Raw genomic sequence first — 15612 nt, 5'->3', positions numbered from 1 at the left:
CTGCCTTGAACCACATCCCCCGCGTGGCGGGCCCCGCCTGGACCGAGTCGCCGCTGCACCATCGCTGGCTGACCGCCGAGTCCGAACGACTGCTCGTCTTCTTCGAAGGCGCGGTCGCCGACGAGCGCGGTGGCTTCTCCTGGCTACGGGCCGACGGCACCCCCGACCGGGACCGCCCCCAGGACCTGTACGCCTGTGCCCGCCTCGTGCACTGCTTCGCGCTCGCCCATCTGATGGGCCGACCGGGCGCCCGCGACCTGGCGCTGCACGGAATGTCCGCACTGTCGGGGGCCTTCCACGACGACGAGCACGGCGGCTGGTTCGCAGCGGTGCACCCGGACGCCACCCCGGCCGACACCACCAAGGCCGGTTACGCGCACGCCTTCGTGCTGCTGGCAGGGGCGACCGCCACGCAGGCCGGACTGCCGGGCGGCCGCGCCCTCCTGGACGAGGCGGCCGCGACGATCGACCGCCGTTTCTGGCGAGAGGAAGAGGGAGCGGCGCTCGACTCCTACGACCGGACGTGGACGACCCCCGAGGACTATCGCGGGCAGAACAGCAACATGCACCTCACGGAGGCTTACCTGGCCGCCGCCGAGGCCACCGGTGACGCGCGGTTCGGCGAACGCGCCCTGCGCATCAGCGACTTGATCATCCGTAAGCACGGAGCGGCTCACGAGTGGCGGGTCCCCGAGCACTTCGACACGGACTGGCGCCCCGACCTCGCGTACAACAGCGACCGTCCCGAGGACCCGTTCCGCCCCGGCGGCTCCCTCGTGGGCCACTGGTTGGAGTGGGCGCGCCTGCTCGTCATGGTGCGGGCCCAGACATCGGGCGCCCAGGCGGCGTGGACGACACAGGCGGCGCGGCAACTGTTCGCTCGCGCCGTGGCCGAGGGCTGGGACGCCGAACGCGGCGGTTTCGTCTACAGCGTCGACTTCGCAGGGAAGCCGGTGAACCGGCAGCGCATGCACTGGACGACCGCCGAGGCCGTCGGCGCGGCCGTCTTCCTGTACCGGGCGACCGGCGACGCGACATACGAAGGCTGGTACCGCTCGTTCTGGGACTACGCGGCGCGCGACGTCCTGGACAGGGCGGGCGGCAGTTGGTGGCACGAACTCGACACCGACGGCCACCCCGCCACCACGACCTGGGACGGCAAGCCCGACCTCTACCACGCGTTCCAGGCCACGCTCTACGCCCGCGCCCCGCAGCACCTCGGCCTCGGCGAGGCGGCCCGCCAGGGGGTGATCGCATGCTGACGCCAGTCCTGGAGATCGGCGGCACACACGTCACCGCTGCGCTCGTCGACCTCGACGGGGGCATGGTCCACGAGCAGGTCAGGGCGCCGCTGCCCGCGCAGGGCGGCGTCGACGAGATCCTCGGCGCGGTCGCCGGGGCCGCCGCCCGCCTGGTCGCCCCGGCCGCAGCGCCGTGGGGCGTGGCCGTGCCGGGGCCCTTCGACTACGAGGCGGGGATCGGCCTGTTCGAGGGCGTCGGCAAGTTCGAGTCGCTCTACGGGATCGACCTCCGCGCCAAGTTGCAACGCCGGCTGACCCCCGAGCCGGGCGCGCTGCGGTTCCTCAACGACGCGGACGCCTTCGGTATCGGTGAGTACGCCGCCGGAGCCGCGGCCGGGCACGAGCGCGCCCTGTGCGTCACTCTCGGCAGCGGCATCGGCTCCGCGTTCGTCGACCACGGTGAGCCCGTCAACGAAGGCCCCCTCGTCCCGCAGGACGGCAGCGCCCACCTGCTCACGTACGGGGACCGCCCGTTGGAGGACACCGTCTCCCGCCGGGGCATCCGCGCCGCATACGCCCGTGCCGCGCTCGACGACCCGGACGTCGTACCCGATGTGCGCACCATCGCGGAGCTGGCTCGCGGCGGAGACCGGTACGCGCGCGTGGTCCTCGACCACGCCTTCCGCGCTCTCGGCGAGACGCTCGCCCCATGGATCGACCGCTTCGAGGCCACGGTGCTCGTCATGGGCGGCTCGATCGCCGCGTCCTGGGACCTGATCGAGGTGCCGCTGCGCATCGGTCTCTCCGAGGGGCCCGATACGTCTTCGGCCCGGCGCCTGACGGTGCGTACGGCGCTGCGCCCCCAGGACGCGCCCCTCCTGGGCGCCGCGTGGTGGGCGCGACGGCCGCCCGTGACAACGACGATCCGTGACGTCGGCAGTCCGTGACGCCCGTCCGCCGGACCTAGGATGAGGGCGCGGGCCGCCGCCCGCCTCGATCGGCGGGCGTGTCCGCGCCCAGGAGACGCGAAGAGAGTGCGAAGCGCAGTGCCCCAGTCCGGCAGTCGGGCCCGCCCCGGCGTCACGCCCCCCACGATGCGGGACGTCGCCGCGCGGGCCCAGGTGAGCGCCATGACGGTCTCTCGCGTCCTCAAGGAGGACGAGCGCGTCAGCACCGCCACCCGGGCCAAGGTGCTCGCGGCGGTGGAAGAACTCGGCTACCGGCGCAACGAGGTGGCCCGCAACCTTCGTCTCGGCAGGCCCAGCGGCATGATCGGACTTGTCGTCACCAACCTGGCCAACCCCTTCTACTCCCGGCTCGCGCTGGGCGCCGAACAGGTCGCGGAGGAACACGGCCTGCGTCTCGTGCTCGGCAACACCGCCGAACAGGTCCAGCGTGAGCGGGAGTTGGTCGAGGACCTGGTGTCCCGGCGGGTGGACGGCATGATCGTCGTCCCGGCCGGCGCCTCGCAACGTCACCTCGCCCCGGACGTGCTCGGCCCCACACCGGTCGTCCTCGCGGGCCGCCCGCCCGCCGGCATCGAGGCCGACACTGTCCTCGTCGACGACTTCGGTGGCGCTCACGCGGCCACCGCCCGGCTGATCGCCGACGGCCACCGTTCTATCGGCTTCGTCGGCAATCCACCCGCCCTTTTCACCGGCGCGGAGCGATTCCGGGGCTACTGGGCGGCCCACGAGGAGGCCGGACTGACGCCCCGCGAGGAATGGATCAGCAGGGGCGCGTACGACATCCCCGGGGCGGAGGCCGCGGCGCACCGACTCCTCGACCGCACGGATGCGCCGACAGCGCTGTTCTGCACGAACAACCGCATCACCCTCGGCGCCTACCGTGCCGTGCGGGGCCTGCGCAGCGGTACCGCGCTTGCCGCGTTCGACGACTTCGAGATGGCAGACCTGCTGGATGTGCCGGTCACCGTCGTCGCCTATGACGCCGACGAAGTAGGGCGCCGCGCAGCACGTCTGCTGCTGGACCGCCTCGACGAGAAGTCCGCCGCGCCACGGCAGCCGCCACGCAGGACGGTCGTCCCCACTCACATCGTGCACCACACGGGCGCCTGACCTCGCAGAGGACCGCCCGGCACCTGCACGACCCGAAGCCACTTCCGGGGAGACGTAGGTGGCGTCGGAAGTGGGTGGCGGTTGGCACCTGGCACCCTCGGACCGCACGCTACGAGCAGGCCCTGCCCCAGACGGTTCCGTGCGCTGCGAGCGCAGAGCCTACCCAGGCAGTTCGGTGCGCTCCCACCACTCGTACACGGGCAACAGCCCCTGCGAAGTATCTTCCTGACGTGTCGTGGCCTTGAAGTGCTCGTACCCCCCGCGCAAGGGAACTTTGATGTCGTTCCCGGGCGTGGAGATGGAGACGATCCGCTCAGGAAGATCGTCGGGACCGCCCTCGAGAACTGCTTTCATCGCATCGACCATGACCAGATCTTCCCCGCAGGCCCGACCGGCTCCGTCATGACGCGCCGACACGTCTGCCACTGCCCTCTTTCCGTGCCGGCGACCCCACCACCGCGAGGGTTCATCCTTCGCGTCGATCACACCTCAGCTCATGTGGCAGCCACAACGCGCACGCCTCGCGGAACTGGCCGCCGGTTTCCCCTGGTCGTCTTCATGGTTCGTGCGCCTGCGCCACGGCGACCTGTGAACCACATGTGGCGCGCGATGATCTACGGGGACACCGCGCTGCAGAGACTGCCCCTGGTAGGTCCATCACCGGCGGAGGCTGCGAGCCACACGCAGTCCCGGCCCCCGGAGACAATCCCCCGGGGGCCGGGTTTGGGAACAGCTCTGTCACTGGCCGCTGAGGTACCTCCCGTATGCGAGCGCGCTCGACGGGGAGGGCAGGCCCAGCTTGGCGGGTGTGAATGCGGAGGAGCCGTTGGCACTCGCCCGGGGCAGCAGCCACACGCCGCCCGAGGCGGCGTTCTCGCCCGGGGATCCGACCGCCAGGTCCGCCCTGCCGTCGTGGTCGTAGTCGCCGGTGGCGACGGCGGCACCGAACGCGTCACCAGCTTCGGCGACCCCCGGTACGTGCGCGGTGTCCTGCTGGAACCCGACGGAGTGGCCGTCGCCCGACGCGTCGACGAGGCCGGTCGGGCCGCCGAACAGAAGGGTCGCGGCGCCGGCGCCCGAGCGGGTGCCGATCGCCTCGCCGGGGGCGCCGGCGATCAGGTCGTCGCGGCCGTCGTGGTTGATGTCGGCGACGCCAAGGGCGGCACCGAAGTGGTCACCGTCCTCCGCGATGCCCGCCACGCCCACCGTGTCCTGGTTGAGGGTCTGCTGGCGGAACCCGAAGCTGCCGGGCGTCGCGTTGCCGTAGTGGACGTGGATGCCGCCGCCCTTGGCCAGCTCCTCAGGACCGCACGGGTCGTCGATGTTCTCGTCGGCGATCTCACGGCACTCGCCGAGGGCCAGGTCGTCGTGGCCGTCGCCGTCGAAGTCTCCCGCGGCGAGGGCGGAGACGCCGGCGTTGTCGGTGTTCCAGGTGTTGGCCATGGCCTGCTCGGTCGCGTCCCAGGCCCACAGGCGTACGTGGGACTGGGTGAACGGGGTCTTCGTCCAGTACCCGACCGCGAGGTCCGCCGTGCCGTCCCCAGTGAAGTCACCGGTGGCGAGGACGGGGGCGTGGCCACCCATGGGGGCGGTGACGACCGTGGCGACCATACTGTCTTCGCCCTGGGCTACACGGGCGACGACCTTGTCCGTGCCGCCGATCACGATCTCCTTGTTGCCGTCGCCGGTCAGATCGGCCGCCGCGACCGATCTGCCGTACGCAGCCGACGCCGAGGGGCCGTCGAGAACTACGGAACCCGAGCCTGGGGCGCTCTTGCCGCCGCCCACCGCGAGGACCATGCCCACGTCCTTGCCGCGGCCCGTGATGTCCTCGCCCGGGGCGCCGACGAGGAGCTCCGCACCGCCGCCGCCGTTCAGGTCCACCAGCGCCACGGAGGCGCCGAAGTGGTCGCCCGCCTCCGGGGTACCGGGCACCTCGGGCGTGGCCTGACTGATACGGATGCTGCCGTGAGCGCCGATTCCCTTCGGGCCGCCCCAGACGATGTTGACGTAGCCGGCTCTCGCCTTACCCCCGACCGTGCCGTCGGGTACGCCGACGGCGAGGTCCGCATACCCGTCGCCGTTGAAGTCGCCGTCGGTCTGCGCGGGAACGGAGGCCGAGGCCGGGAGGGTCAGCCCGGCAGTGGCCGCAGCGACGATGGTGGCTGCTGTGGCGTACGTCCGTATCCGTGTGCGCATGTGGTCTCCAAGGTGTCCGAGAGGTGCGGAGTTCACCTGTGGGACATCCGGAGGGCGCCCAGGGTTGTGCTGATACGGACTCGGATACGAGTTCGGTGTGTGACCGGGGGACGTCGTCCTGAGTGCAGCCGACCCAGCCGATGGCCCCTGGCGGGCGATGTTCACGCGGATCGGCACCCGGTGCCCCCCTGTACCGGCCTCCCGCCCGCAGGGCCGTGAGCGGCTTGGTCAGGTCGGGGCACATGGGGGCGACACGGCGGCGACCTCCTTGCCGTCGAGGTCGCCATGGTCGACGAGGAACACGGTCGGGCGCTTGCTGCGGTGGCGGACGCACTGGACTGTGCCAGAGAGCGCGATCGGGTGTTGCGGCCGCTTCATCACGGTAGTCGGGCCTGCCGTTACGCGCTTCCACGCATCAACGGTCCACGGCCGGTTCACTCATCCGGCAAGGCCGGCGCTCCGAACCACCGCGGCAGGGCGTCAGCGAGCTTGTCCTCTGAGTCCGACGCGTCCCCGGCGTCGGCTGCCCAGGCAACGATTCCGTCCTGGCGTACGAGCGGCCCGGCCAGCTCTGGTCTGCCGACAGGCAGGTGGTGATGGCAACTCGCCGGCCATGTCGTGCCGTTGGGAAACACCAGGGATCGTGTTGGCGAAGTATGTGGTGCCGGCGGCAGACTCGGCCAGCTCGGCGACAACGTTGCGCAGGGCGCGGGCTTGTGGCTCCGGCCGCATCAACGCGGTCTGCGCCCGGGGCCAGTCGAGCACCCACGCCCCGATCGGGTGCCGTTCGGCCGTGTACGAGTCCAGCGGTCCTTCCGGTGCCCAGGCGCGTACGACCGCGGCGAGTTTCCAACCGAGGTTCATCTCGTCGCCGATGCCGAGGGTGAGCCTCCGACCGCCGAACGGTGAGTGGACGTGCGTAGCGTCTCCCGCAAGGCGGACCCGGCCCGCGCGCTAGCCGTCCGCCTGGCGCGGTACATGCGCGAAACACGTTCTTCCCGCACCACCACACTGACAGGTGATGGCATCCCGGCTCATCGCACACATGCCTAGGTCGACTGTGAGGATGCCCCTACGAGATTCCACGCGCACTGCCCGCCGACCGCACCCTCGATGCGACGGCCCCTACCCCTTCGGGGTCGGGAGCGCTTCTTCGCTGACAGTGACGGCAACCTGGTCGGCGCCCCAGGCGACGCGCACTGATCCTCGCCCGCCCGACCCGGAACCCAGCGGCGCTCGATCCAGTGCACGATCTGCCTCACCCCTGGCCTAGAGCCCTAGATCCAAGGCCAGGCACGAGTAGAAGTTCCACGAGCGCTCGGGGTCGTACGCGGCGTTCGCCCCGACGTTCACCTCGGCTTCCACTCCCTCGGTCATGTCCTCGAAGCGGATCCGCGCGGGAAGCTCGCCGTACCGCGCGTGCCGTGCCGCCGCAGCAACCTCGGCGTCCATCGCGAATGACTTGTCCATGATCAGCCCTCATCTCATCAGTCGTTGATCACGTCCTCGCGTACTGCCTGGACGACAACCAGTCTGCACCTCTCCGCATAACCCGTCAAGACGGTTACTTCATTGCCGAGAGTTCGATGTCCTCGCTCACGTTCCAAGAAATCGGGTGACCCTGTCGACGGCGCCACCAACCGGCCGGCCCCTACCCCATGGCGACACGCAACAACGTGCCCGTCATCATTGACGCCGCCACCGTCTGACACTCCCGGAGGAAGAAAGAACATGCGCCTGGGTCTGGCCCTCCCCACTTTCGGTACCGACGCCCATACCGACGGTGTCATCATCGTCAGCCGCACCGCGGAGGACCTGGGGTACGACTCCCTGTGGACGGGAGACCGGGTACTCGCCCCCCGCTCGCCGAGCGCGCCCTATCCGAGCCAGGACGGGGTGATGCCGCGGATCTACGAGAACCACATGGACCCGCTGACGAGCCTGGCCTTCGCCGCCGCCCACACCAGCCGCGTCCGGCTGGGCACCAGCACGCTCAACGGCCTGTGGCACCCTCCCCTCATGCTCGCCCGGTCGTTGACCACACTCGACGTACTCAGCCGCGGCCGGCTTGACGTCGGGTTCGGTCTCGGCTGGATGCCCGACGAGTACGCGGCCGTAGGCGTGCCGTGGGAAGGCAGGGGCCCCCGCCTCGACGAGACGCTCGACATCCTGGAGACGTACTGGGCCGAGGACGAATTCGCCCACCGGGGAACGCTGTTCACGGTCCCGGAGACCGTCGTCGGGCTGAAGCCCGAGCAGCGGCCCGGTCCGCCGGTCCTGCTCGCCGCGTTCAGCCCCGGCGGGCTGCGCCGGGTCGCCCGGCGGGCCAGCGGCTGGCTGCCCGTGGCGATGCCGCTGCCCCGTCTCATGAGCATGTGGAAGACGATCGCCGAAGAAGCGGAGTCGGTGGACCGCAATCCCCGCGGCTTGCGCATGGCGCTACGGGTCAACCCGGCCCTGACCGAAGTCGAGGCCGAGGCCGAGCAGTTCCCCCGGTCCGGAACGCTCGGCCAGTACATCGACTACGCGCGTGCCGCTGCCGAGGCGGGCGTGCATGAACTCTTCATCGATCTCGGGCAATCACCCGCGTCCCTCGACGAACGTATCGACCTTGCAGGCCGCTTCATCCAGGGCGTACGGAGAGGCTGACAAGGGCCGGCCAGTCCTGCCCGGCCAGGGACACCAGGGACGCCTAAGAGATCCTCCAGTTCGGCGCTCGTCTGCCGCGGATCCTTCGCGTACACCGTGGCGAAGCCCAGTTCCGCCGCCGATACGAGAGGTGCTGCGGGCTGTCGTCGACGAACACACAATGAACGGGCTCCAGTTCGGGCATCCCGAGCGCGAGGCGGGAGATCTCCAATTCCGGCTTGCGCAAGCCATGGTCCTTTGAGATGACCACGGCGTCGCAGTCCCCCAGGTCGTATCCGGCGTAGCGGTTCCACGGCGTCGCGCCGACCGGGCTGGAGAGGATCGCGACCCTCACTCGCGCCCTGCACGGTGGACATGTCGGGTGTCGGGCGGTGGGTACCATGCGACCCGGTCGTGGCCGTCCGGTCTCGCCTCCCGCCTCCCCCTCCCGCCTCCCACCTCCCACCTCCCACCTCCCGCAGACTCTCTGCCGCCAGCTCGCCCGCGAAAGCCTCCAGGCGAGGCAGGACCCGACGTCAGACCTACAGCCCACGGCCCCTGGCCCGTGACCTCGCTTCGAATCCTGGCGGCAACCAGCGGCCGGCCGGTCACTACCGGGCGACGCGGTGCGTTGACCTGCGGCGGTGAGCGCAGCCTTCACAGGAGAGACGTCCGCTGCGAACTGGTGGCGGAACTCGTCCTGTTGGATGTAGAGCTCCGAGCCCCTGCTTCCGTCGGGGGTGGTGACGGGCGCCGGGTCGAGGGCGTCAGGCAGGGTGGAGCCGGGGTTTTCGTTCGCAGGTCCAGAGCCGACCCTCCCGGCACAGGCAGGAACGCCGCCCTGTAGACGAGCCCCCTCGACCTCGGGATCGCCCCCCGCGGCCTCGCCGATCGCCAAGCGCCGCATGAGTGACCGACGAGGATCGTGGCACCTGTGGCGTGGTCGAGGATGCCGCACAGAGCGTCCATGTCGGCGTCGGCGTGCGGACCTCAGGGGACTCGCCGCCGCGACGATGGGACAGCCGTCGGCGTGTAGCGGGGCTCACACCGTTCCAGCTGGAGGCGTCGGCGAAGGTGCCGTGCTCCAGCCCAATGGTGGGCTCGACCTGCCGCCTGCCGCCTGCCGCCTGCCGGTCGGCATTGGCGGTGGCATTGGCGGTGGCATTGGCGGTGGCATTGGCGATGCCGATGAGTGCGAACACCCCGGCCGCGACGCAGGCCGTCACGGCCGCCTCGACGCCGGTAAGAATCCGCCGCCGCCTCGCACGCTTGACGTCAGTCATGGGAAACCCCTTCCCAAAGCCGTCACGTAACCGTCTTGACCGGTGATGTGAGACCTGTCAGAGTCAACTCACACGTTGGCCGTCGCGAACGGCACGGACGCATGTCTTACGGAACACACGGAAGGTTTCACATGATCAACAGGCGTACCTTCAGCAAGGCGATGGGCCTCGGCACCGGAGCGGCCGCGGTCTCCCTGGCCGGTCTGCAGGGGGTTTCCCACGCCTCCACCAGCACCTCGAACCAAGGCGGCAAGGTTCCCGTGGTGCCGTCCGTAACCCCGGGCACGCACACCTCCTTCCCCTCGCTGAAGCAGATCAAGGCGGGGTTGCTGAACGTCGGTTACGCCGAGCTCGGACCCGCCCACGGGCCTGCCGTCGTCTGCCTGCACGGCTGGCCCTACGACATCCACAGCTACGTCGACGTCGCTCCGCTGCTGGCCGACCAGGGCTATCGCGTGATCGTCCCGTACCTCCGGGGCCACGGCACGACGCACTTCCGTTCCTCCCGCACGTTCCGCAACGCGCAGCAGTCGGCGATCGCCCTGGACATCATCGCGCTGATGGACGCCCTAAAGATCGACAAGGCCGTGGTCGCCGGCTTCGACTGGGGCTCGCGAACCGGCGACATCCTCGCGGCCCTGTGGCCCGAGCGGGTCAAGGCCCTGGTGTCAGTGAGCGGTTACCTCATCACCAACCGCAAGGCACAGCTGGAACCGATCGCGCCGGCCGCCGAACACACCTGGTGGTATCAGTACTACTTCGCCACCGAGCGCGGCAAGAAGGCCATGGAGCGGCAAGACCTCCGCCATGACCTGACCAAGCTGGTGTGGCAGACCGTCTCACCGACCTGGAACTTCGACGACGCCACCTTCGAGCGCACCGAAGCCGCCTTCGAGAACCCCGATTACGCCGCGATCGTGATCCACAACTACCGCTGGCGTCTCGACCTGGCCGAGGGCGAGCGGCGCTACGACAGCTACGAGGACCGGCTGGCTCAGGCGCCCACCATCGCGGTGCCCACCATCACCATCGACGCCCAGTACGACCCGTTCACCGCGCCCGGCGACGGAACCGGGTACCGCACCATGTTCACCGGGAAGTACGAGCACCGCACGCTGGCCGTCGGACACAACCTGCCGCAGGAGGCACCGACAGCGTTCGCCCAGGCCGTCGTGGACGTGGACCACTTCTGACAGAGAGCCAGAGGCCGGCCCGCACGCGGACGGCCCCGGCGTGCCCGCCGCGGGCGAACCCACTCGCAGAATGCCCGCTCCGATGACCGAAGTTCTGTGGGACCCGTCTGCAGTTCTATGGGACCCGTCTGCAGTTCTGTGGGACCCATCTGCCCTGCGCCCGGCCGCGGGGCCTCGCGGCCCAGGAGTTGGGTGACCCTGTGGCCCGGCGGGAACATGATCGCGCCGTGCAGGCCCTCCACCACTCGCCACTGAACCCGGCCAGGGAGCCACGTCCTGGCGGCCATCCGTCGCTGTGCCGAGCCACCCTGGCGAGCGCTCACTCGGGCGGTACGCTCAGGTAGCACGGACTATGCGTCGCCCCCAGCCACACCGGCATCGACGGCCTCATCGCCCAGCGCTCGCTACTCGACCGGCTGCCCATGAGGCGGGCCGTGCCCCGGAGGAGATCGACGCCGTGTTCCGCGTGGAAATCGACCATGCCTCCGACGTCCTTGGCCTCGTCGACAAGGGACGACATCGCCGCAACAAGGGACGACATCACCGTACGGACTTCATGTCGCGACGCCAACCGACGCCGTCACGTTGATGTGCCACTTATGGCACCTATGTGCGCCTTGGTGCGACCCATACCGTCCTAACATGCACAGCGTTGTAGGCTCTCCCTCATGAGGGCCGACGCCGCACGCAACCTGGAAACCGTGCTGACCACCGGAGCCCGCATGCTCGCCGCGGATCCCACCGCGAGCATCTCGAGCATCGCGGCTGAGGCCGGTGTGGACCGGCGGACCGTCTACCGACGGTTCGCGTCCCGCGAGGAGCTTCTCGCGACGATCTACGAATCCCGGCTGGAAGCCGTCGAGCAGGCCATCTCCGACGCGCGCCTGAAAGAGGCTCCGGTCACCGTGGCCCTGCATCGGTATGTGGAGGGCATCATCGCGGTGAACCGCAAGTGGCCCGTGGACCTGACCCGCATGCTGACCGACGACGCGTTCCGCGAGCGGCGGAACTCCTCGGTCCGGGAAGTCGACACCTTTCTGCAGCGCGCCGTCGACGAGGGGGCGATCCGTGCAGAGCTGCCCGAAGGATGGGCCGGCGCGCTACTCCCGCAGCTGACGCATCTCGTGGTGCGACAGATGCCCGATATGAGCGACGGGCAGGCGGCCGATCTCGTCGTCGACACCCTGGTGAAGGGGCTCGGGCCGGCCTGATCCGACCGGCCTGGTGGTGGGGTTGAAGCGGCCGAGGTCGCCGGGTCGTACCGCCTCCTCACCGCTGCGACCGCCGCGCGCCCGGCATACTGCTCGCGGCCACAGGCGGACCGGACGCCCTCGAGATCGGCCGCCTCGCCCGGTGACAGGAAGTTCACCGTTCTCCGATCCACGGCCCGCCGCGGCCACGGCCACGGCGCGAACTCGCCCACCACACGTCCCAGCTCCGCACGCAGCCTCTCCGCCTCCGGGGGGACCGTTCAGCGCGCACGCCGCAAAGACGAACGGCACCCCCCGCGACAGCACCGCATTTATCTCGCGCGCCCGCCACCGGTCGAACGCGCCGACCAACCGCCGGGGCTCGACGCGCGCTCACCCGGACCCGCATCCGGGCCTGTCAGCGCCAACAGTGCCTGCGTAGCGCTCTCACCGCGCTCCTCCCCAGCAAACACTTCGGCCGTAGTGCGGCATCGGGTCGCCGGATCCCTGTGGATCTCGCCGGTGTTGATGAAGGCTCGCCTCCTGACCCCAGCCCGGCAGCCAGGCCGGCGACGTCACCGAGATCAAGTTCGATCCGGTTCACGTGACGCGCTTCCGGGGTCGGTCAGTTGACGGCCGGAAGATGCCTCGCACCCACAGATTTCCCGCGCCACTGGATCGAGGCGGTCCAGGTCGGCCACCGGGGAGGGGGCAGCTCTTCGTCACCCACGCAGGCCACGAGAAGGCGTACCGCGAGGCGCTGTTCGAGCGGGCCGAGTACCCAAACGCCTCCTTTGAGGTCCTTCGCTAGGTCCGCAGCCCAAGCCGCAGGAACGACTTCGCTCTCTTGTCGGGGTTTCAGCCGATGCGGATCTGCAACGCGCGCCGGCTGGATCACACGACCCTCACTGCTCACCCATAACCATCTTGACAGGTTACGCAGAACACAAGAGAGTAGTAACCAGTCAAGCCGGTTACGTGATGTTGGCCGGTGACGGTTACATCGACAGCAGTTCTGACACAGGGGATTCCCATGACCATCGTCCGCTTTCACCTCAAGTCGTCCCTTCGCCTCGAGGAGGCACTGGCGGTACTGACCGACTTCAGCCCCTCCCGCGTCGAGGCCTGGCCCAGCATCGACGCCGACCACTTCACCGTCCACGAACTCGGCCCGTTCTGGGCCGAAGTGACCGAGGGGACCAGCGCCGCATGGGAACGCGCGCACTACGAGTGGGACGACTCCAAGGTCACCATCACCACCTTGGACTCGAAGCTCTTCGGGGCGGGCGGCGGCTGGGTCTTCGAGCTCACCCCCGAGGGCGACGGCACCCGCATCGACGTAGAACTCACGCGCACACCTCGCGCGCTGAAGGGGAAGATGCTCGCCTCCCTGCTCCCCCTCGTCGGCCCGTCATCCCTGCGCAAATCCTTCTCCGGCCCGCTCAAGGCCGCCGCGTAGCCGCCATTGCACGGCGAGGAACCCAGGGCCACTCGGACGCGATGCCAGGTTCGCACACCCACCTCTCCGGTAACCGTTCAAACAGGTTGCAAACGATGTATCCATGCTTGCAGCCATCACCCCAAATGCCCCGAACAGACAGGTACAGCATGTCCCCCACCAAGAACAGTGACGAATCAGCGGAGAAGACCCACCCCGACGACGTCGACCTCTCACCAGAGGCCGGCCAAAGCGCTTGGCCCGCCTCGGCGCAGGTCTGGTCCTGGTCCGAGTTCGCGGTCATGTTCGGCTACAGCCTGGGGAGCAGCACCTTCGTGTGAGGCGTAGAGCGTGTGAGACGTAGAGAGCGAGGGGTCGAAGAGTGCTGACGAGGTGACGTCGTCCGCCGGCTCGACCGTCTGCCATGCCCCGCCGTCGTCGCCATATCGGGCCCCGCGCCCGCGCAAGTCGGACCGCACACCGGCCCGGGCGGAGCGCAGGATGAAGGCCGCGCACCCTCCGACGCCTCCGCCTGACTCAACGGGCCAGCCCCGTTGGGGCCATTGACCACGGCACCCCACAGAATCCCGCCCCGTCCGGCACGACTCGTGGCGAGGTTGACGATCTGGTGCCGGAGGCCACGCATCCAGGTCACACCCCGCACCGAACAGGAGGCGAGACACCTCACCGTGCGGTCGGTGCCGAGCGCGAACGCTGACGCCGAAACGTATCGAGACACGTTGGTCACGGTCCCCAGCGTGACGCGCGGTCCGCGCGATGGACCACCGCCACCTTAAAGCCTCATGTATGCGACACTAAGATATCTAAGTGCTACATTGAAGTGACACATAAGACGAATGATTCAGAACTTCTCCTTAAGGAGCGCGCTCATGAACGTCTACGACCGCCTCTACGTCGCCGGCGCCTGGACCGTGCCGAGCAACCCCGAACTGCTCGACATCCGCTCCCCGCACGACCGGTCCGTCATCGGCCGCGCCGCCCAGGCTCAGCCCGCCGACGTCGACCGCGCCGTGGCCGCAGCCCGTGCCGCGTTCGAGAAGGGGACATGGCGCACGACAGCGCCGCTGGAACGCGTGGCGGTATTGCGCCGGTTCAACGCGCTGCGCGAGGCGAACGCGGAAAGAATCGCCTCCCTGATCTCCGCCGAGAACGGCTCGGCCGCCTGGTTCACCCTTGCCGGCCAGCCCGGACTGACGCGGCAGGCGAACGCCTACCTCAAGGCGGCGGAGGAGTTCGGCTGGGAGGAGACGCTGGTCCCCTCCGACCCGGCGTCGCCGGTGCGCAGCGTGGCGCGCCGAGAGGCCGTGGGAGTGGTGGCCGCGGTGATCCCCTGGAACTCCCCGTTCTCGTCCGCCACTTCAAAGATCATTCCTGCTCTGCTGGCGGGCAACTCGGTGGTGTTGAAGGTCTCACCGGAGAACTCGCTGAGCATGGGCTTCCTGGCCGAACTCGTGGACCGGCTGGGTCTGCCCGAAGGCGTGCTCAGCATCCTGCCCGCAGACCGGGAGACCAGTGAGTACCTGGTGTCGCACCCGGATGTCGACAAGATCGCCTTCACCGGCTCGACCCGCGCCGGCCGCCGGATCGCCGCCATCGCGGGCGAGCAGTTGAAGCGCGTCAGTCTGGAACTGGGCGGCAAGTCGGCGGCGGTCATCCTGCCGGACGCGGACGTGAGCAAGGCAGTGCAGGGACTGAAGTTCGGCTCGCTGCTCAACAACGGCGAGTCGTGCATCGCGCAGACCCGCATCCTCGCTCCGCGCGAGAAGTACGAGGAGGTCGTCGCCGGCCTCAAGGACCTGGTCGAGTCGCTGAAGGTCGGTGCCCCCGACGACCCCGACACCTTCATCGGCCCCATGATCCGCCCCAACCAGCAGCAGCGCGTACGCGACTACATCGAAATCGGCATCAAGGAAGGCGCCCGCCTAGTGACCGGTGGCCCGCAGATCCCCGAGGGCCTGGAGGGCGGCAACTACGTCACCCCGACCGTCTTCGCCGACGTCACCAACTCCATGCGCATCGCACAGGAAGAGATCTTCGGCCCGGTGCTTGTCGTCATCGCGTACGACGACGAGGACGAGGCCGCGCGGATCGCCAACGACTCCGAGTACGGCCTCTCCGGCGGCGTGTGGTCCGCCGACGAAGGCCACGCCCTCGCCTTCGCCCGGCGGATGCGCACCGGCACCGTCACCGTGAACGGCGCACCCATCGGCTTCGACGGCCCCTTCGGCGGCTTCAAGAACAGCGGCATCGGCCGCGAGTACGGGGCCGTCGGCCTCGGCACCTACACCGAATACCAGACCGTCACCCTGTGACGCTCGCCCCGCTGCGGGGCAATCTCAGC

Annotated in this window: 14 protein-coding genes and 1 pseudogene; 9 read left to right on the top strand and 6 right to left on the bottom strand. The window is 69.4% G+C overall.

Features of this window, described 5'->3' with window-relative positions; genetic code table 11:
- Positions 1–5 precede the first annotated feature (5 nt).
- From OG758_RS44155 to OG758_RS44145, 3 genes are all read left to right on the top strand, one after another.
- Positions 6–1262: an AGE family epimerase/isomerase gene (locus tag OG758_RS44155; protein ID WP_326715056.1), complete on the top strand. Its 1257-nt coding sequence runs from the start codon at positions 6–8 to the stop codon at positions 1260–1262.
- Complete coding sequence (locus tag OG758_RS44150) at positions 1256–2188, top strand: ROK family protein (RefSeq protein WP_326715055.1); 933 nt, start codon at positions 1256–1258, stop codon at positions 2186–2188. The genes OG758_RS44155 and OG758_RS44150 overlap by 7 nt, the downstream gene beginning before the upstream one ends.
- A 147-nt stretch (positions 2189–2335) precedes the next feature.
- Positions 2336–3319, top strand: coding sequence for a LacI family DNA-binding transcriptional regulator (locus tag OG758_RS44145; protein ID WP_326716237.1), 984 nt, complete (start codon positions 2336–2338; stop codon positions 3317–3319).
- 159 nt (positions 3320–3478) lie between these two features.
- Here the strand turns inward: OG758_RS44145 and OG758_RS44140 are convergent, their stop codons facing one another.
- The 5 genes and pseudogenes from OG758_RS44140 to OG758_RS44120 all read right to left on the bottom strand — a co-directional run bounded on the left by OG758_RS44140 (position 3479) and on the right by OG758_RS44120 (position 6988).
- Entirely contained in the window at positions 3479–3685 is a 207-nt protein-coding gene (locus OG758_RS44140) for a DUF5988 family protein (protein ID WP_326716236.1), read from the bottom strand.
- Positions 3686–4057: 372 nt separating this feature from the next.
- Entirely contained in the window at positions 4058–5518 is a 1461-nt protein-coding gene (locus OG758_RS44135; RefSeq protein ID WP_326715054.1) for an FG-GAP and VCBS repeat-containing protein, read from the bottom strand.
- A 228-nt stretch (positions 5519–5746) separates the two neighbouring features.
- On the bottom strand, positions 5747–5896 hold the full coding sequence (locus OG758_RS44130; protein ID WP_326715053.1) for a hypothetical protein: 150 nt from the start codon (positions 5894–5896) through the stop codon (positions 5747–5749).
- A gap of 56 nt (positions 5897–5952) precedes the next feature.
- A pseudogene (locus OG758_RS44125) lies at positions 5953–6472 on the bottom strand (FAD-dependent monooxygenase); the annotation flags it as partial.
- 315 nt (positions 6473–6787) lie between these two features.
- Positions 6788–6988 (bottom strand): hypothetical protein, encoded by a 201-nt coding sequence (locus OG758_RS44120; RefSeq protein WP_326715052.1) that lies wholly within the window; start codon positions 6986–6988, stop codon positions 6788–6790.
- Positions 6989–7249: 261 nt separating this feature from the next.
- On the opposite strand from OG758_RS44120, the gene OG758_RS44115 reads away from it, so the two are divergent.
- Together OG758_RS44115 and OG758_RS44110 are read left to right on the top strand one after the other, a co-directional pair.
- Positions 7250–8167, top strand: coding sequence for a TIGR03619 family F420-dependent LLM class oxidoreductase (locus OG758_RS44115; RefSeq protein ID WP_326715051.1), 918 nt, complete (start codon positions 7250–7252; stop codon positions 8165–8167).
- A 1393-nt stretch (positions 8168–9560) separates the two neighbouring features.
- Positions 9561–10622, top strand: coding sequence for an alpha/beta fold hydrolase (locus OG758_RS44110; RefSeq protein ID WP_326715050.1), 1062 nt, complete (start codon positions 9561–9563; stop codon positions 10620–10622).
- Positions 10623–10941: 319 nt separating this feature from the next.
- Here OG758_RS44110 and OG758_RS44105 read toward each other — a convergent pair whose 3' ends face one another.
- Positions 10942–11163, bottom strand: a complete 222-nt coding sequence (locus tag OG758_RS44105; RefSeq protein ID WP_326715049.1) for a hypothetical protein — start codon at positions 11161–11163, stop codon at positions 10942–10944.
- 127 nt (positions 11164–11290) lie between these two features.
- Between OG758_RS44105 and OG758_RS44100 the strand changes: the two genes are divergently transcribed.
- From OG758_RS44100 to OG758_RS44085, 4 genes are all read left to right on the top strand, one after another.
- Positions 11291–11833, top strand: a complete 543-nt coding sequence (locus tag OG758_RS44100) for a TetR/AcrR family transcriptional regulator (protein ID WP_326715048.1) — start codon at positions 11291–11293, stop codon at positions 11831–11833.
- A gap of 1012 nt (positions 11834–12845) precedes the next feature.
- Positions 12846–13271 (top strand): hypothetical protein, encoded by a 426-nt coding sequence (locus OG758_RS44095; RefSeq protein WP_326715047.1) that lies wholly within the window; start codon positions 12846–12848, stop codon positions 13269–13271.
- 149 nt (positions 13272–13420) lie between these two features.
- Positions 13421–13591 (top strand): hypothetical protein, encoded by a 171-nt coding sequence (locus OG758_RS44090; RefSeq protein WP_326715046.1) that lies wholly within the window; start codon positions 13421–13423, stop codon positions 13589–13591.
- 549 nt (positions 13592–14140) lie between these two features.
- Positions 14141–15583 (top strand): aldehyde dehydrogenase, encoded by a 1443-nt coding sequence (locus tag OG758_RS44085; RefSeq protein WP_326715045.1) that lies wholly within the window; start codon positions 14141–14143, stop codon positions 15581–15583.
- The last annotated feature ends 29 nt before the right edge of the window (positions 15584–15612 follow it).

It is taken from the genome of Streptomyces sp. NBC_01474 (assembly GCF_035918215.1).
Classification (GTDB): Bacteria; Actinomycetota; Actinomycetes; order Streptomycetales; family Streptomycetaceae; genus Streptomyces; species Streptomyces aureus.
The sequence above is the reverse complement of the archived record's forward strand: the minus strand, read 5'-3'. Positions and strand labels throughout refer to the sequence as shown.

Excerpts from the sequence above, each read along its gene's own strand:
- OG758_RS44150 (WP_326715055.1), top strand. The coding sequence starts at position 1,256 with ATGCTGACGCCAGTCCTGGAGATCGGCGGCACACACGTCACCGCTGCG.
- OG758_RS44145 (WP_326716237.1), top strand. The coding sequence starts at position 2,336 with ATGCGGGACGTCGCCGCGCGGGCCCAGGTGAGCGCCATGACGGTCTCT.
- OG758_RS44140 (WP_326716236.1), bottom strand. The coding sequence starts at position 3,685 with ATGGTCGATGCGATGAAAGCAGTTCTCGAGGGCGGTCCCGACGATCTT.
- OG758_RS44135 (WP_326715054.1), bottom strand. The coding sequence starts at position 5,518 with ATGCGCACACGGATACGGACGTACGCCACAGCAGCCACCATCGTCGCT.
- OG758_RS44130 (WP_326715053.1), bottom strand. The coding sequence starts at position 5,896 with ATGAAGCGGCCGCAACACCCGATCGCGCTCTCTGGCACAGTCCAGTGC.
- OG758_RS44120 (WP_326715052.1), bottom strand. The coding sequence starts at position 6,988 with ATGGACAAGTCATTCGCGATGGACGCCGAGGTTGCTGCGGCGGCACGG.
- OG758_RS44115 (WP_326715051.1), top strand. The coding sequence starts at position 7,250 with ATGCGCCTGGGTCTGGCCCTCCCCACTTTCGGTACCGACGCCCATACC.
- OG758_RS44110 (WP_326715050.1), top strand. The coding sequence starts at position 9,561 with ATGATCAACAGGCGTACCTTCAGCAAGGCGATGGGCCTCGGCACCGGA.
- OG758_RS44105 (WP_326715049.1), bottom strand. The coding sequence starts at position 11,163 with ATGTCGTCCCTTGTTGCGGCGATGTCGTCCCTTGTCGACGAGGCCAAG.
- OG758_RS44100 (WP_326715048.1), top strand. The coding sequence starts at position 11,291 with ATGAGGGCCGACGCCGCACGCAACCTGGAAACCGTGCTGACCACCGGA.
- OG758_RS44095 (WP_326715047.1), top strand. The coding sequence starts at position 12,846 with ATGACCATCGTCCGCTTTCACCTCAAGTCGTCCCTTCGCCTCGAGGAG.
- OG758_RS44090 (WP_326715046.1), top strand. The coding sequence starts at position 13,421 with ATGTCCCCCACCAAGAACAGTGACGAATCAGCGGAGAAGACCCACCCC.
- OG758_RS44085 (WP_326715045.1), top strand. The coding sequence starts at position 14,141 with ATGAACGTCTACGACCGCCTCTACGTCGCCGGCGCCTGGACCGTGCCG.